The sequence below is a fragment of the Pseudomonas sp. F220 genome, assembly GCF_057813935.1.
The window spans coordinates 1-15,774 of the sequence record NZ_JBVASJ010000049.1; the positions used below are offsets into that span (position 1 = coordinate 1).

The following is a 15,774-nucleotide window of genomic DNA, read 5'->3' on the forward strand; positions in this document are numbered from 1 at the left end:
GCGCGATTAAAGGAAAGAACCATGAATTAAGGGCAGGAAAGGTCTGTTTTTCGACCGACGCATGATTTTTTGAACCTCAAGTAGCGAGGGCATGAAAAATCGGCGGGTACTTCAGACCTTCCTTAGGCGTTATGCGACATGACTCCTTGATGCTCTTTGTATGGTTGATTGCCCTGTAAATACTTTTTGGGTGCTCACCTCGTACTGGCTGGCAGAGCGGCTAAGTACTATACCGCGGGCGCCGCGTATCAGTGCGACGAATATGCCGAGCATACCGCCAACGAATATCCCCAGAGTCAGAATCAGCAACTTATTAGGCTTAATCGGTTTGTTTGGCTTGATAGCCTGTTGGTCAACCTTTACCAAAGCCAGTTCATTTAGGTCGCGGTTGATATGTTCCAGCCGTGTTTTTTCTGCCCTCATATCAACCAGCGTGGTGAGGAATAGATCGTCGTTTTTACGCGATTTAAGTTGTTCAATCTGTCGATTTTGATCCAGAAGCTGAAGCTCTTTTTTGATCTCGGAGATCCGAGGGCTGGTATGGTCATCAGACTTTCGTGCCAGTAGGGCATGTCGCTCGGCCCCAAGAGCTTCAGTGCCCATGAAGTGCAGGGGGAACTGCTCGTTGAAGACTTCCGCACGAAAAACATTGCCCTGACTTACGCCGCTACCTTGCCCCATCGCCGTGGGGGTAGTCGGCTTCACGATACCCAGCTCACGTGCTATCTGAATCGACTCGTTCAGCTGGGTGATACGACTTTCCCGACGGTCGCGCAGTTCTGTACGAACTGCACGCAACTCATCCTGCAGTTGTGCGCGCTTGAGAGCGTCACTTTCGCTGATTTTAGCAATCGTTGAGTCCTTATCGGCCTCATAACTAGCGCGGGCAATGCCCATCTTACGTTCTAGGGTGTTGAGACTGTTTTCAATCACACTATCCAAGTCGTCTTGGATCTGCTTGCGCTCGTACTTGATAGCTTCTTGCACGATCCCATTAAGAATGAGATGACCTTCGACGGTTTCCGGATAAGTGATTTCTAGTCCAACGAAGGTTGTAAGGTTGTTGCCATCCTTAGGATTCGGCTGAATAAGCTTGAACGCTTCGCTGTTGAAGCGTTCGAAGGCCTGTGTCAAGTCACCTGAGCCAATACCGGAGAATTGCTCTTGGTGCTTATCGAAGTAGGATTTACGCACTTCATAGGAGTTAAGTGCAGCACCGACGCGTCTGAGTGATTCCTCTGGGCTGAGTATGTAAACCCCAGTCTGATTGAGTGCGTCAAGATCTTTAATAGCCGGAGGACGAAGAAATGTCTTCGTCTGGTATTGAGGTGTCGCTGTATAAGCGTAGACCGCTGCCATCGCAGTGGCTGCCAAGGCTATGCCTGCGATTAGATACTTTTGACGCCACAGGGTGGTGAGTAACTCACCTGAGTCAATTTCTTGGGTATTGAATGAAACCGGGATGGGGCGGGGGGCGGGGGGCGGTAGCGATTCTGCGTGACTCACAAAAACTCCATTGCACAATTTATTCCATGAATAATTGAACTATTCTACGCGTCGCACTGCCCGCTCCGGAACAGTTATTTCCGCTCAATAAATTCCGAGGCCTGCTGCTCAGATCCCCCCCCTTTTTCCCAAGCTCAACCACCAGAACGGCCAGCTCACCGTCCTGGGTCTTGCAAATCACTCGAAAGTCGCCGACGCGGTAAAGGGGGTTATACCGAGATAAGGGGAAAATTCACTCATTTGGTCTGCATCTACTTATCGGAATTGAAAATTCCAGAGACCACACGACAGGCGTGCGAGAAGAAGTCGAGGTCTGCGCCCCCCCCTGACTTTTTCCTTGTCTAGGCATCCCCCCTCAGTGCTCAAGATCCGTAGCCAGACGCAGGATTTACCATATGTCCCGTTATCAGCAGCCTCGTTCGCTTGCCTTGACTCGGCTTCTCAGTCGGACAGCATCGACTGCGGGATCGAATCAATGTGACATAACTCCCTCAACTGTTCGCTGGGTGAGTGTCTGCCGGCTACGACCGGCCGGTATGGGTCGATTACTGCCCTTGATTTTTGGCTGACCTGCGCCCCAGTGGTACCTGCTGACAATGTTGAGTTGGAGCCGGCTGGTCAGAGTGAGCGCAAATGACAGGTCAGGTCGAATGCAATTGGGTGGTCAGGTCCATGCAATTGCACACAGAGCGCCTTTGGCTTGCCGCAGGCTTCAGTGGGAATAGTCGGGCTCCTCCTCGTCGAGAATGTTCAACAGCGCGGCAAAGTGTTTGTTGGCGAAGTCCGGGTAATCCAGCCACTGCCGCGCGGTCTTGCGAGCGACCTCGTCGCTGGCGACGCGCAGCGGCAGGCCGGTCGACAGCGCGGTGATATAGGTCTCGCAGGCACGCTCGAAGTAGTACAGGTCGTCAAACGCCTGGGCGATGCTCGGTGCCGCCACCAGCAATCCATGATTGCCCATCAGTAGAATCGGTTTATCGTCCAGCAGCAGGCTGACCCGTTGCGCCTCGTCACCCAATCCCATGCCGTCGAAGCCTTCATCAATGGCGACACGCTCGAAAAAACGCATTGAATTCTGCTCTATGGGAGGCAGGCGCGAGTCCGCCAGGCAGGCCAGCGCCGTCGCGTACCTGGAATGCGTGTGCAGGATGCAACGTGCCTGCGGCTGGTTGCGATGCAGCGCACTGTGCAAAGCCCAGGCAGTGATGTCGGGGGCATCGGGTCGATCCAGGATCGTGGGGTCGTCGGCATTGACCAACAGCAGATCGCTGGCCTTGATGCGTGAGAAGTGCTTCCCGAAAGGGTTAATCAGAAACTCTCGGCCATCGGCCGAAACCGCCACACTGAAATGATTGGCGATCGACTCGTGCATACCCAACCTGGCAGCCCAGCGAAAGGCGCAGGCCAGTTCGGTTCGCTGCTGCCAATGGCTCAGGTTCAGGCCGGAGCGCTCAGCGGTTTTTGTCATGGCTTTCCCCTTGTCAGGTTGGCGGGTCGTGCGGCAGGCATTGCTGCGCGGTGCTTTGCGAGTGTAGGCGGGCGCAAGTCAGGGGCTTGATGTGAAGCGACTTTCGCTGACGTTATCACTGCCTGGATGCGTTCAGTGTGGTTTGAAAACGCGTGCCAAAGCGGCAGCGATTTGCCGTTTTTGATCAATTGCGCACAGCGCGCCTGGCAGATAGTGGCGCTATCGAGTCGTCAGCCAGGAGAGTCAGATGTTGGACATACAGCTGTTTATCGGGGGGCAATGGCAAGCGCCGCAAGAACCTTTGTACCGGGAGGTGATCAACCCGGCTACGGAGCACGTACTGGCGCGCGTGTCGGTCGCCGGTCGAGCCGACGCCGAGCGTGCGATCCACGCCGCGCGACAGGCTTTCGACCTCGGGCAATGGCCGTCGATGGCGGTGACCGAGCGCGCCGCAATCCTGCAGAAAATCGCCACGGTGATCGAGGCCGATGGTGAACATCTGGCGCGTCTGGAAACCCTCAATGCCGGCAAGACACTGAGCGAAAGTCTGGCGGATATCGGCAATGTGGTGGCGACCTTTCGTTATTACGCAGCCTTGCTGGAAATGGAAACGGGCAGCGTCAACTCCCACGCACCGGCGCACGTCATCAGCCTGAATCAGCGCGAACCCGTCGGTGTCTGCGCCTTGATCGCTCCCTGGAATTACCCGCTGCTGCAAGCGGTGTGGAAGATTGCCCCGGCCTTGGCGGCGGGCAACACCCTGGTGTTCAAACCCAGCAGCCTGACGCCGATGACGGCCCACCGACTGGCTGAGCTGTTGGCGCAAGTGGGTTTGCCCGCTGGCGTATTCAACCTGTTATGTGGTCCGGGTGAGGTTGGCGAAATACTGGCGGCCAGTGCGCAAGTGGATCTGGTATCGCTGACCGGCGGTGCCGCAGCGGGGGGCAAGGTGATGCGCGCGGCCAGCGGTAATTTCAAACGGGTCGCCCTGGAGCTGGGTGGGAAAAATCCCAATATCGTGTTCGCCGATGCTGATTTTGAAGTGGCGTTGGATCAGGCGCTCAATGCGGTGTTTTTCAATGCGGGACAAATATGCTCTGCCGGCTCGCGGCTGCTGGTGGAAGCCGCTATTCATGATCGTTTCGTCCAGGCGTTGCAGCAGCGCATTGCCCGGATCCGCCTGGGCAATGGGCTGGATCCTCTGACCCAGATGGGCCCGGTGATTTCGGCGAGTCAGCGGGATCAGGTGCTGACAATGATTGCTGGCGCAGTGGGCGAGGGGGCCCGGCTTCTGGCCGGTGGCAAGGCGCCCTGCGGCCCGGGGTTCGATCGCGGTTTTTGGCTCGAACCGACCTTGCTGGGCAATGTCACCGCAGCGATGCGCATTGCCCGGGAAGAAATCTTCGGCCCGGTCATCACCGTCGAGCGCTTCAGCGGTGAGGAGCAGGCGCTGCAGTTGGCCAATGACACACCCTATGGGCTGGCCGCCGGAGTCTGGACTCAAGACCTTGGCAAGGCTTATCGCATGGCACGGCGTCTACGGGTGGGCACCTTATGGATCAACGACTACAACGCCGCTTTCCCCCAAGCGCCATGGGGCGGCTACAAGTCCAGCGGCATTGGCCGGGAATTGTCGCGTGCGGGGCTCGATGAGTTCACCGAACTCAAGCATGTCTACCTCAATACCACGCCTGCGGCGTTGAATTGGTTTGGCGTAGAGCAAGCCGCTGTTTGAAGGAAGACAGGCGCCCCTTCACCGGCGCCAAAACAATAAAGCACCTCAAACGCCAACCGGCATTTGCCGGTCACACGCTGCCGACGACAACCTGTAGGAGTCTGTCCCATGAAAGCATGCACATCGCTGATCTTGACCGCTGCACTGAGCTTGCCGCTGCTGACCTATGCGGGTGAACCCGAGTCGTGCAGCACTGTACGTTTCTCCGATGTCGGCTGGACGGACATCACGGTCACCACTGCAATCACCAGCGCAGTCCTCGAATCCCTGGGCTATACGACCAGAACCACGCTGCTCTCGATTCCGGTGACTTATAAATCTCTGGCCGGGGGCAAGGACCTCGACGTATTCCTTGGCAACTGGATGCCGACCACGGAAAACGACATCAAGGCTTATCGCGAAGCAGGCACCGTAGAAACCGTGCGGGCCAACCTTGAAGGTGCCAAGTACACCCTGGCCGTCCCGGGCTATGCCTATGATGCCGGTTTGAAAAGCTTCGCTGATATTGCCAGGTTCAAACAGCAACTGGAGGGCAAGATCTACGGCATCGAGCCAGGCAACGATGGCAACCGACTGATCCAGAGCATGATCGACAAGGACGCCTTTGGGCTCAAGGGTTTCAAACTGGTCGAGTCCAGCGAAGCGGGGATGCTCTCGCAACTCAAGCGTGCCGCCCGCAAGAACGAATGGATGGTGTTCCTGGGTTGGGAGCCGCACCCAATGAATACCCGGAACAAAATGAAGTACCTTACCGGAGGTGACGAATACTTCGGTCCGAACCTGGGGCAGGCGACCGTCTACACCAATGTGCGCAAAGGGTATCTGCAGGAGTGTGGCAACGTCGGCAAGCTGCTGCAGAACATGGTGTTCACGCTGAAGATGGAAAACCAGTTGATGGACGCCGTACTCAACGAAAACCAAAAGCCGCGCGACGCCGCCAAGGCCTGGATCAGAGCCAATCCGCAAGTGCTCGACACCTGGCTGGCTGGGGTCAGCAGCCGGGATGGCAAACCCGCTATGGAAGTGGTCAAGGCCGATCTGGCGCCTTGACCGTCTGCCCATCGAGTGAAACGGCAGCGGGTCGGGATCGGAGAAACGCTGGTCTTGCCCGTAGCCGACGGCACCGCTGGTGACGTCACCGGCCAGCATCCGCGTCAAGCATCCAGTCCCAATAACGGTCAGTGACAGGGAATGGTTGCGCGATGAGCACGCTGACCTAAGCTTCAGAGCAACACAACGGATGCGGCCTTGAGCTTGAAACCTCACGGATGAAACTTTCAATGAACGATGTATGGACATGAAAAGGTGGTACGCATGCTCATCCGGTCACTGACCCTCGTCACCTTGCTTGCTGTGGTCAACCCTTTGTTGGCCGCCGACAGCGATGCTCCTCTGGCTCAGGATCGCGGGCAATTTCGCCCGCTGATCATTATCGCTCCCAGCACGTTGGACCCGACTCTGGTTAACCTGAAGAAGGCCCTGGAGGAGCCTGCCAATCGCGCCGCTTTCGCTGAACGAAAAATGGTGCTCTACACCGTGGTCAACACGATGGGCCAGCGCAACGGCAAAGATCTGGACGCGCAGACCACTATGGCGTTGATCCGCGAACTCAAACTGGGTGCCAGCGCCCAAGCCAAGGTCATCCTGGTGGGCAAGGACGGCGAGAAGAAGATCGAACATTCCGGCCCCATCGAGGCCAAGGAAATCTTCAGCACCATCGACCAACTGCCCCAACAGGAAAAAGACGCTACAGCGCCACCTCCAACGCCGCCTGAGGCCACACCGGGCCCTGGTGGCAAAGCAGGCAAGGGAGGCAAGAAGGGCAAGTCCGCCAAGGCGGAAATGCCACCCAAACCGCTGGAAGATTGACAGGGGAGCATCGGCAGCGGAGGGGGCCATGCAGGCGGTAACCTGTGGCCACGGCCTCGCTTTCAAATCTTCGCCGACGTCACCTACGGCAGATGGTCGGCGGCAAAGTCCGCTTCTGAGCGCAATGCCGTTCAGTTAAGGAAATTGTAGGAGCAGCCGGTCGACGCTCGATTGCTCGCGATGGACTCAAGAGCGCCGCGTTTATCCAGTAAACACGCGTTATCGTTAACGACCATCGCGAGCAAGCTCGCTCCTACAGTGGACCACATTCGCTTAACTGAACGGCATTGCGCTTCTGAGCGGGCTTGCAGGCGACCGTTGCGGCACGCCAGCTGGAAGTGTTCGAAGTCGCGTTCGTTCTGCTCGGCATAGGCCTTGGCGTGCGCTCGGGCCAGTGCCCGCCCACAGATACGGGCGTAGGCGGCAAAGGTCATATCGTCGAAGGTCTCAAGCTCTGCGCTGACTTTCATGTCGCGCAACTGGCGCACGTAGAAGTGGCGCCCGTTCGGCCCCGTGGTCCAGCCCAGGAACAGGTCGCTGGCTGATTGCATCAAGCGTTGGCCTTCAACCACCCGCTGACCGTTGTGTCGGATACGCGATTTTATGCCGACGTAGTCCGCCAGCACCGAGCGGCGTGCCTCCTTGAACTGCAGAAACAGCGGTTGCTCCTGATCGTCTGTCAGTAGCGCGACCAGGCAGCGGGTGCCCACACTGCCGACACCAACCACCTTGAACGCCATGTCCTGAACCTGGAAGCGCGTCAATAGCTCCCGACGGTCTGCTTGCAGGGTGGTTCGGTAGTCGTGGATGAAGGTGTCGTAAAGCGACTGCCAATTTTTCAGGCTCATCCAGTCATCGTCGGCATCGAGCAGCGTCGTGTTGTTGTGCAGGTGAAAAATTTCCGGCAGGTCGTCTCGAATCAGTAAACACCCGTGTTCATCACGCTCGCTTATTTTCGGCAGCAACTCGGCGTGGGTGCGCCGTTCAGCTTTCTCAATAGCGCGTTGCACATGCTCAAGCGTGGTACTGGACTGTGCCTGTGCCAGCAGATCGTCGTAACTGATCGAGTCGTACCAAATCTCCAGGGCGCTGTGCTCGGCACAGCTGGCCATGGTCTGCTGATTGACTGAGCTTAGAGGCTGGCGTAAAGCGCGCAAGTACGCTTTGCGTGCGCGCCATTCAAGGCGATGGCGCGTAGAATCGCGCAGTGAAAGACAGGTTCTTGAGGTTACAGCGGTGGATCTACAGCAGGGTTTTGTCCTGACCCGGCATTGGCGTGATACGCCCGCGGGTACGGAAGTCGAGTTTTGGCTGGCGACCGACGAGGGTCCTCGGCATATCCGCTTGCCTTATCAGCCCTCGGTGGCCTTTGTTCCTGCACAGCAGCGCGAGCAGACCGAGTTGCTGCTGCGTGGCGAACGCGACGTCGAACTTCGTCCGTTGGGTCTGTGCGACTTTCAGAATCGCCCCGTACTTGGCCTGTACTGCCAGCAGCACCGTCAGTTAATTCACCTCGACAAGCTGCTGCGCACGGCCGGTGTCGATGTCTTCGAAGCCGATATCCGCCCGCCGGAACGCTACCTGATGGAGCGCTTCATTACCGCGCCGGTATGCTTCGGCGGCAGACCGGATGGCAGCGGTATGCTGCTCGACGCGCAGATGAAACCCGCGCCGGACTACCGACCTCCACTGAAGCTGGTCTCCCTCGATATCGAAACCACCGCCCAGGGCGAGCTGTATTCCATCGCGCTTGAAGGCTGTGGCGAGCGTCAGGTGTACATGCTCGGGCCAGCGAATGGCGACGGCGGTGCGCTCGACTTTAAGCTCGAGTACTGTGATTCCCGGACGCTGCTGCTGAAAAAATTGAACGAGTGGCTCGCCCTGCATGATCCCGATGCCATCATTGGCTGGAATCTTGTGCAGTTCGACCTGCGCGTGTTGCACGAGCATGCCCGACGCCTGGCCGTACCCTTGCGGCTAGGGCGCGGTGGCGAGGAGATGCAGTGGCGCGAACACGGCACGCGTAAGAATCACTTCTTCGCGGCCGCCGCCGGCCGCCTGCTCATTGACGGCATCGAGGCGCTGCGTTCGGCGACCTGGAGTTTTCCGTCGTTCAGTCTTGAGAACGTTGCGCAGACGTTGCTGGGTGAAGGCAAGTCCATCGATAACCCGTACCAGCGCATGGATGAAATCGACCGCATGTTCGCCGAGGACAAACCCGAGCTGGCGCGCTACAACCTCAAAGACTGCGAGCTGGTGACGCGGATCTTCGCCAAGACCGAGCTACTGACGTTCCTGCTCGAACGCGCCACCGTTACCGGTCAGCCCGCCGACCGCAGCGGAGGCTCGGTCGCCGCTTTTTCGCACCTCTACATACCGCAGATGCATCGCCAGGGCTTTGTCGCGCCGAACCTCGGGGAGCGGCCACCGGAGGCGAGCCCGGGCGGCTTCGTGATGGACTCGCGGCCTGGGCTGTACGAGTCCGTGCTGGTGCTCGATTACAAGAGCCTGTACCCGTCGATCATCCGCACGTTCCTGATCGATCCGGTGGGGTTGATGGAGGGTATGCGACATCCCGACGACAGCGAGTCGGTACCGGGCTTTCGCGGTGCGCGCTTCTCGCGAACCCGGCATTGTCTGCCGGCCATTGTGGAACGTGTCTCGCAAGGCCGTGAAGTGGCCAAGCGTGAGCACAACGGGCCGTTGTCCCAGGCGCTGAAGATCATCATGAACGCGTTCTACGGTGTGCTGGGGTCCAGCGGCTGCCGCTTTTTCGATCCGCGTTTGGCATCCTCCATCACCCTGCGCGGTCACGAAATAATGCGCAAGACTCGCGAGCTGATCGAGGCCGAAGGTTATGCGGTGATCTACGGTGACACCGACTCCACCTTCGTCTGGCTCGGGCGCACGCATTCAGAGGACGATGCGACGCGTATCGGACGGGCGCTGGTGCTGCATGTCAACCAGTGGTGGCGCGACCATCTGCTCAAAGAGTTCGGCCTGGAAAGCGCGCTTGAATTACAGTTCGAGACGCATTTCAGCCGCTTCCTGATGCCGACCATTCGCGGTGCCGAGGAGGGCAGCAAGAAGCGCTACGCCGGGCTGGTCACGCGCGCTGACGGAAGCCGCGAGATGATCTACAAAGGGCTGGAAACGGTACGCAGCGACTGGTCGCCACTGGCCCAGCAGTTTCAGCAGGAGCTCTACCAGCGGATCTTCAATCGGCAACCGCACCAGGACTACGTGCGCGACTATGTGTGCCGCACACTGGCCGGTGAGCTCGACGATCTGCTGATCTACCGAAAGCGCCTACGCCGCACATTGGATGACTACCAGCGCAACGTGCCACCGCATGTGCGCGCGGCGCGTCTGGCCGATGAATACAACGACAGCCAGGGCCGGCCGCGTCAGTACCAGAACGGTGGCTGGATCAGCTATGTCATCACGACCGCAGGTCCAGAACCTCTGGAAATACGGCACGCGCCAATCGACTACGACCACTACGTCACGCGCCAGCTACAACCGGTTGCGGACGCCATCCTGCCGTTCGTGCACGACGACTTCAGCACATTGATCGGCGGCCAGCTCGGCTTGTTCTGAGCTGGCCTTCTATCTACGTATCTGGCGGGAGTCGATCGCCGTCCTCTCAGACGGCGGTTTTTTCCTGGCCCTGACGTGCTCGGCAAAGGCGTCTCAGGACATGACAGCCTCGATGGCGGCGCACGAGTCGCGGCCCGATTGCTTGGCATCGATCAGAGCTTGGCCGATGCACCTATACAGGCCTACCCTGGCGTCGATGGATTTGCCGGGCGCCGAAACTGTTGCTGATGCTTGTTCTTGGCAGCGTTGAACAGCCTGCCCAGGATGCGGTCATACAGGTCTGGGACTGTGGGCACTACTACACCTCAACGGGCCTGATCCTTACGTACGCAGTACACAATCGGCCTGGCACTCAAAGTTGTTTCTACCCCCCTCGATAAATGCTTTCCAAAGGATAGATGAAAATGAGAAAACTCATTTCTGTGGTCGTTGTAGCGACTTCATTTGCCATCGGTACGGCATACGCTCAGGTACCCGCGAAACCTGATGTGAATGCAATCACAAATGGCGCGGTCAATATGGCAGCTACGTCTACTACCACCGCAGTAAAAACTGCAGTGACCAGCGACGCTCAAGCTGGAGCATTGAACGAATGCTACAACGCCGTTGGCGATCAGCCCCGGACAGCATTGCAGTCTTGCCTTGAGCGTAAGACTCGCGAAGTCACGTCGCAAATGAATATCGCCTACAAAAAATTGGAAGCTAAGACAAAGGAGATCGATTCGAGTGCGACGGCCAAAGCCCTTACCTCGCTGCTCGCTTCCCAGAAGGCTTTCGAGAGGTTCAAGAATGCACAGTGCCAGTGGGAAGGTGACTCCGTGATGGGGGGCTCGGGCTCTGGAGATGTTTTAAGTTCCTGCAAAGTCGATTTAATGCGCTGGAGAGCGAAGCAACTTTCTGATTGAGTTCATTGACGTCTCAAAGTTGAGATGGAGCTATTTTCATAGTCAACCGCTGACTACACCAGAAAACATAAGACATGACAGGAAACGAACTCAGCCGCACATACGGCTTATTGACATTTTTCACCTGCACGTATTCGCTGATCTCGTAGATGGTCAAACCGAATACGACGGTTCCGATGTAAACCACCGTTGGACGCTGTGGCTGCCAGAGAGCAGGGTAAACGTACCTTGTCGAAGCCTTCTCTCGGTGATCAATCGACTCACGATGCCTGTGTGTGGAGGGGGCAGAGAGCGCCACAGAAAGGTCTTTTTCATCAGCGCCAAGTACAACTGATTAGCAAAGTCGACGGCATGGGCGAGCCCGGTGCGACTGACGATCAGATCCGGCATGGAACGCTTCGTCGGCCGTAAGTAGCCGTTGTCGCTTTCCCTGACCTTCTTAAAATGCTCTTCGATACCCAGTAACAACGGGTGTTTGTGAGGCAGCGCTACGATGAGGCTTGCCGCTCCCCGATTTTGGTCATAGGTGTCGACCAAGCCTGTTCATATAGCGACTTTCTCGTCACCACGTCTTCGGACGAGTCATCGGTTGGAGCGGGGGCGTTAGGCATGTCTTCCATGGATAAGTGCTTTGAGAGAGGTGGTCGTCGAGTTTGGCTGTAACCAGATCATCCTAGCTCAAGCACTATGACGATCTAGGCAGTACCCCAAGGATGGTTTTAAAGGAACCTATCTCTGGGGCACAACGTTGTTGTTCGTTAAAGGGTTTAGCCTTTTACGTGACACCTTACTTCCTGGAGCTCATCTCCCTTCATGGCTTGAGGTTTTTCGCAACCAGCGGTGCAGAGATTGCACCGTTCGCGGAAAAAACACCCTTCTGGAAGTTGGCGGTTCCCCGGCAATTCAGTGGGTGCCGCTACCTGTTCTGCATGCAATGGTACGCCCAGTCGCGGGACTGCTTCGAACAGCAAGCGGGTGTAGGGATGTTTCGGCTGATCAAGAACTTGGCCTGCGCTGCCAAGCTCAACGATCTGCCCCAGGTACATCACTGCTACACGATTTGCCATGTGCCGCACGACCGATACATTATGGGAAATCAGAATGTAAGTGAGATTTCGGGCGCGTTGTAGTTCTGCTAAAAGGTTAAGGATTTGCGCTTGAACCGAGATGTCCAGAGCGGAGGTTGGTTCGTCCAGGACAATGATGTCTGGGTCTGACGAGAGCGCTCGGGCGATAGCAATTCGCTGACGCTGGCCGCCGGAAAACTGGTGGGGGAAGCGGTCTAGATATTCCGGACGTATGCCAACCTGAGACGCGACCCTAGCCGCGATATCACGCATTTGCGCACGCGGCGCATGGCCTCTGGCGTACAACGGCTCAGTGATAATTTTCCAAATTGGCAGGCGTGGATCAAGAGAAGACTGTGGATCTTGAAAAACAATCTGTACGTTGTTACGGCCTTTGCCGTCCTTGCGAACGACCCAGTTCAGTTCACCGCTAGTTGGAGCTACCAATCCCATCAATAGCTGAGCTAAGGTGCTTTTTCCGCAGCCTGATTCCCCCACGATGCCTAAGGTTTCGCCTGCTCTTACCTGCAGGTCGATGCCGTTCAGTGCATGGGCGTGGCCCCTTGGTCGACCAAGCCAGTCGTTGCTTACAGGGAAACGCACGCGAACATCATTGAGCTCAAGAATCTTGGGCGCCATTTCGGTAGCGGCATGAATGACAGCACTGTTCATCATGAAAGTTCCTTGACCGGCAACCAGCACGCGCTCTTACGCTGATCATTGCCGTTTATAGAGTTCAGATTCGGGCGCTTGGCACATACCGGCATGCTATGTGGACAGCGTTCCTCAAAGGTGCAGCCGACGGGTAGATTGGCAAGGTTTGGTACTTGCCCAGGTATGGTCATCAGTGGTTGCCCAGGCTCGACCATCTCGGGAAGGCCACTGAGCAATCCTTGAGTGTAAGGATGCTGGGGATTACCCATCACTTCGTCGGTGCGACCTTGCTCAACGACGGCGCCCGTGTACATGACGTAAACTCGATCGCAGAACTGCGAAACCAGTGCCATGTCGTGAGTAATGAGCAGAATGGCCGTGCCTTTTTGCCTCGCCTTCTCTCTGAGCAATAGAAGAACCTGGCGTTGGACGGTGACGTCGAGGGCAGTAGTCGGCTCGTCGGCAATCAGTAGTTGCGGTTCGCAAGAGAATGCCAGCGCGATCATGACCCTTTGACGCATGCCGCCAGACAACTCAAACGGATAGCTTTCCAATACTTGTTCTGGGCTGGCAATGTGCATGTCACGCAACAGGGCAATGGCTTTGAGGCGCGCATCAGCGGCACTGATCTTCTGGTGATGGATGATCACGTCGAGCATTTGCCGACCGATGCGTCGAGTCGGGTTCAGGGCCGTCATCGGCTCCTGGAAAATCATCGCGGCATCGCGGCCCCGTATCTGAAGCAGCTCCTTTTCAGAAGCAGCGAGCATGTCGCGATTGAGCATACTTAGGCTGCCTGCGGTAATGCGATAACTGCGCTCGGGCAACAACCGCATGCTGAGCATCGCTGTGACCGACTTGCCCGATCCTGACTCGCCGACGACGCCAACGATCTCTCCGGGATTGACGTGAAGTGATACGCCGTTCAGCGCTTTGACGTTGTTTTTGTAGGCCGGAAATTCAAGGCTTAGGTTGTCGATGGCCAGTATTGGAGTGGGCGTCTGCATAGTCATTTCCCCTGCTGCCGTGGATCGAGCAGATCGCGCACGCCATCGCCCAACAAGTTGAAACCGGTTGCCGTGATCAGAATTGCCAGGCCTGGAAAGGTTGAGTACCACCAGTTGTCCAGAATGTAGTTGCGCCCGGTGGCGACCATAGCCCCCCATTCGGCGGTAGGCTGTTGTGCTCCCAGACCAATAAAACCGAGGGCTGATGCCATAAGAATTGCGCTGCCAATGTCTAGGCTCAACTGCACCAGCAACGGCGGCATAGCGTTGCGTGCTACGTGCCAGTGCACCATGTGCCAGCGCCCGGCACCGAAGGTCTGGGCGGCTTTGACGTAACCCATTTGTCGGATGCTCAAGGCTTGGCCACGGGCGAGCCGCACATAGGACGGTATTCGCACGAGAGTGATCGCGAGCATGGCGTTGAACAGGCTTGCGCCCAACGCAGCAGCTAGGGCCATGATCAGCACTAGCGACGGCACTGATAACATGATGTCCATCAGCCTCATGATCAGCGTGTCGAAACGCCCCCCTATCACTCCGGAAAAGCAGCCCAGTAAACCGCCGATAAAACACGAAGCAAAAGCCACGAATAGACCAACACCGACGGACTGCTGGCTTCCGAACAAGACGCGGCTGAACAGGTCTCGACCGACCTCATCGGTGCCAAACCAGTGCTCGGCGGACGGAGGTGCCAAGCGCTCAGCGAGGTTCAATGCGTTGGGGTCATGGCTGGCGAGCCAAGGGGCGAAGATCATGCACAGCAAGACAATAAAGGTGATTGCGAGGCCTGCCATGGTCAGTGGACTGCGGCGGATCTGGTACGCTAGATAGGCGATTTTTTCGCGCCAGCGTGGGCCGCGTGCTGCCGTCAGGGATACGGACATTTCAATTCACCTCGCCGATGCGTGGGTCGATCACGCGATACAAAAGATCGATGAGCATGTTCAACAGCACATAGATGAACGAAACAAGAATCGCGAAGCCCATCACAGCCGGGAAGTCCAGGGACTGAATCGACTTGACGACATAGGCGCCCATGCCGGGCCAGGCAAACACTGTTTCGGTCAGTACCGCGCCATACAACAAGTCGCCCAGAGTCAGACCGAGAACGGTCACCGAGGGGATAAGCGCGTTGGGAAGCGCGTGGCGCAGGATCACTGTCCACTTCGACAGGCCATAGGCGCGCGCAGTGCGAATGTAGTCCTCGCCGAGTTGATCAAGCATGGCTGAACGAATCTGTCGTGCGACGACGCCCAAGGTGACGAACCCCAGGGTCGCGGCCGGAAGAATCAAGTGCTCCAGAACATCTAAAAACAGTTTGCCGTCACCGGCGAGCAGCGAATCGATAAGATAGAAACCGCTGAAGGTTGGTGGTGGCGCAAGTCCTTCAGACAACCTGCCGCCGCCCGGCAGCCAGCCAAGATGCCCATAGAAAAGAACAATTGCACCAAGGCCAAGCCAAAAGGCCGGAGTGGATATTCCGGTGACCGCTAGGGTACGAGCGATCTGATCAATGGCACGGTTGTGATAGACCGCTGACAGCACGCCAAGCGGCACGCCGACCAATATGGCTAGCACTAGCGCTACCAGCGCCAGCTCTAATGTTGCCGGGAAGAACGCCTGCAGGTCTTCCAGTACGGGACGACTTGTACGAATAGAGGTGCCCAAGTCTCCGTGCACCAGGTCGATCAGATAGCGACCATATTGTTGATAAAGCGGTAGATCCAGACCCAGTTGGTGACGGATACCAGCCACCAGAGCATCGCTGGCACGGTCACCGGCGATCAATCGAGCAGGATCGCCCGGGATCAGGTGAGAAATTGAAAATGTGATCAGCGAAACACCAAATACGACCAATACCAGGCCGAACAGGCGTTTGCGCAATAACGTAAGGAAGGCCATTTGGCACCTCAGTAACACGAACGACAAGGATCAGAAGCCGCGCTAGCCGGTAATGGTCTAG

The 15,774-nt window shown here is 57.2% G+C and carries 12 protein-coding genes and 2 pseudogenes; 5 read left to right on the plus strand and 9 right to left on the minus strand.

Annotated elements, in window-relative coordinates; translation table 11 throughout:
- Positions 1-129: 129 nt before the first annotated feature.
- Positions 130-1,506: a Wzz/FepE/Etk N-terminal domain-containing protein gene (locus ACZYSM_RS26545; protein ID WP_489076219.1), complete on the minus strand. Its 1,377-nt coding sequence runs from the start codon at positions 1,504-1,506 to the stop codon at positions 130-132.
- A gap of 712 nt (positions 1,507-2,218) precedes the next feature.
- Positions 2,219-2,974, minus strand: coding sequence for a class II aldolase and adducin N-terminal domain-containing protein (locus ACZYSM_RS26550; protein WP_489076221.1), 756 nt, complete (start codon positions 2,972-2,974; stop codon positions 2,219-2,221).
- A gap of 247 nt (positions 2,975-3,221) precedes the next feature.
- Between ACZYSM_RS26550 and ACZYSM_RS26555 the strand changes: the two genes are divergently transcribed.
- The 3 genes from ACZYSM_RS26555 to ACZYSM_RS26565 all read left to right on the plus strand — a co-directional run bounded on the left by ACZYSM_RS26555 (position 3,222) and on the right by ACZYSM_RS26565 (position 6,578).
- Positions 3,222-4,709 (plus strand): aldehyde dehydrogenase family protein, encoded by a 1,488-nt coding sequence (locus ACZYSM_RS26555; protein WP_489076223.1) that lies wholly within the window; start codon positions 3,222-3,224, stop codon positions 4,707-4,709.
- A gap of 108 nt (positions 4,710-4,817) precedes the next feature.
- A complete protein-coding gene (locus ACZYSM_RS26560; protein WP_489076225.1) occupies positions 4,818-5,759 on the plus strand; it encodes a choline ABC transporter substrate-binding protein in 942 nt (313 codons plus the stop codon).
- Positions 5,760-6,023: 264 nt separating this feature from the next.
- Complete coding sequence (locus ACZYSM_RS26565) at positions 6,024-6,578, plus strand: DUF4174 domain-containing protein (protein WP_489076227.1); 555 nt, start codon at positions 6,024-6,026, stop codon at positions 6,576-6,578.
- Positions 6,579-6,868: 290 nt separating this feature from the next.
- Here the strand turns inward: ACZYSM_RS26565 and ACZYSM_RS26570 are convergent.
- Positions 6,869-7,699, minus strand: a pseudogene (locus tag ACZYSM_RS26570) (DUF2252 family protein); the annotation flags it as partial.
- Between the two features lie 115 nt (positions 7,700-7,814).
- On the opposite strand from ACZYSM_RS26570, the gene ACZYSM_RS26575 reads away from it, so the two are divergent.
- Positions 7,815-10,178, plus strand: a complete 2,364-nt coding sequence (locus ACZYSM_RS26575; protein WP_489076229.1) for a DNA polymerase II — start codon at positions 7,815-7,817, stop codon at positions 10,176-10,178.
- A 96-nt stretch (positions 10,179-10,274) separates the two neighbouring features.
- Here the strand turns inward: ACZYSM_RS26575 and ACZYSM_RS26580 are convergent.
- Positions 10,275-10,459, minus strand: a pseudogene (locus tag ACZYSM_RS26580) (hypothetical protein); the annotation flags it as partial.
- A gap of 123 nt (positions 10,460-10,582) precedes the next feature.
- Here ACZYSM_RS26580 and umoC point away from each other — a divergent pair.
- A complete protein-coding gene (gene umoC, locus ACZYSM_RS26585) occupies positions 10,583-11,083 on the plus strand; it encodes a UmoC family flagellar biogenesis regulator (RefSeq protein ID WP_489076231.1) in 501 nt (166 codons plus the stop codon).
- Positions 11,084-11,236: 153 nt separating this feature from the next.
- Here the strand turns inward: umoC and ACZYSM_RS26590 are convergent, their stop codons facing one another.
- The 5 genes from ACZYSM_RS26590 to ACZYSM_RS26610 form a co-directional block, all read right to left on the minus strand.
- On the minus strand, positions 11,237-11,620 hold the full coding sequence (locus ACZYSM_RS26590) for a hypothetical protein (protein ID WP_489076233.1): 384 nt from the start codon (positions 11,618-11,620) through the stop codon (positions 11,237-11,239).
- 230 nt (positions 11,621-11,850) lie between these two features.
- Positions 11,851-12,822: an oligopeptide/dipeptide ABC transporter ATP-binding protein gene (locus ACZYSM_RS26595; protein WP_489076268.1), complete on the minus strand. Its 972-nt coding sequence runs from the start codon at positions 12,820-12,822 to the stop codon at positions 11,851-11,853.
- Positions 12,822-13,811, minus strand: a complete 990-nt coding sequence (locus ACZYSM_RS26600; RefSeq protein WP_489076235.1) for an ABC transporter ATP-binding protein — start codon at positions 13,809-13,811, stop codon at positions 12,822-12,824. Before ACZYSM_RS26600 ends, ACZYSM_RS26595 begins: the two co-directional genes overlap by 1 nt.
- A gap of 2 nt (positions 13,812-13,813) precedes the next feature.
- The gene (ddpC, locus tag ACZYSM_RS26605; RefSeq protein WP_489076237.1) at positions 13,814-14,695 is read right to left on the minus strand and encodes a D,D-dipeptide ABC transporter permease; all 882 of its coding nucleotides are present in this window, start codon (positions 14,693-14,695) and stop codon (positions 13,814-13,816) included.
- Position 14,696: 1 nt separating this feature from the next.
- Entirely contained in the window at positions 14,697-15,713 is a 1,017-nt protein-coding gene (locus tag ACZYSM_RS26610) for an ABC transporter permease (RefSeq protein ID WP_489076238.1), read from the minus strand.
- Positions 15,714-15,774 lie beyond the last annotated feature (61 nt).

Coding starts and splice junctions, on each gene's coding strand:
- ACZYSM_RS26560 (WP_489076225.1), top strand. CDS start 4,818: ATGAAAGCATGCACATCGCTGATCTTGACCGCTGCACTGAGCTTGCCG.
- ACZYSM_RS26550 (WP_489076221.1), bottom strand. CDS start 2,974: ATGACAAAAACCGCTGAGCGCTCCGGCCTGAACCTGAGCCATTGGCAG.
- ACZYSM_RS26555 (WP_489076223.1), top strand. CDS start 3,222: ATGTTGGACATACAGCTGTTTATCGGGGGGCAATGGCAAGCGCCGCAA.
- ACZYSM_RS26565 (WP_489076227.1), top strand. CDS start 6,024: ATGCTCATCCGGTCACTGACCCTCGTCACCTTGCTTGCTGTGGTCAAC.
- ddpC (WP_489076237.1), bottom strand. CDS start 14,695: ATGTCCGTATCCCTGACGGCAGCACGCGGCCCACGCTGGCGCGAAAAA.
- ACZYSM_RS26595 (WP_489076268.1), bottom strand. CDS start 12,822: ATGAACAGTGCTGTCATTCATGCCGCTACCGAAATGGCGCCCAAGATT.
- ACZYSM_RS26610 (WP_489076238.1), bottom strand. CDS start 15,713: ATGGCCTTCCTTACGTTATTGCGCAAACGCCTGTTCGGCCTGGTATTG.
- umoC (WP_489076231.1), top strand. CDS start 10,583: ATGAGAAAACTCATTTCTGTGGTCGTTGTAGCGACTTCATTTGCCATC.
- ACZYSM_RS26600 (WP_489076235.1), bottom strand. CDS start 13,811: ATGCAGACGCCCACTCCAATACTGGCCATCGACAACCTAAGCCTTGAA.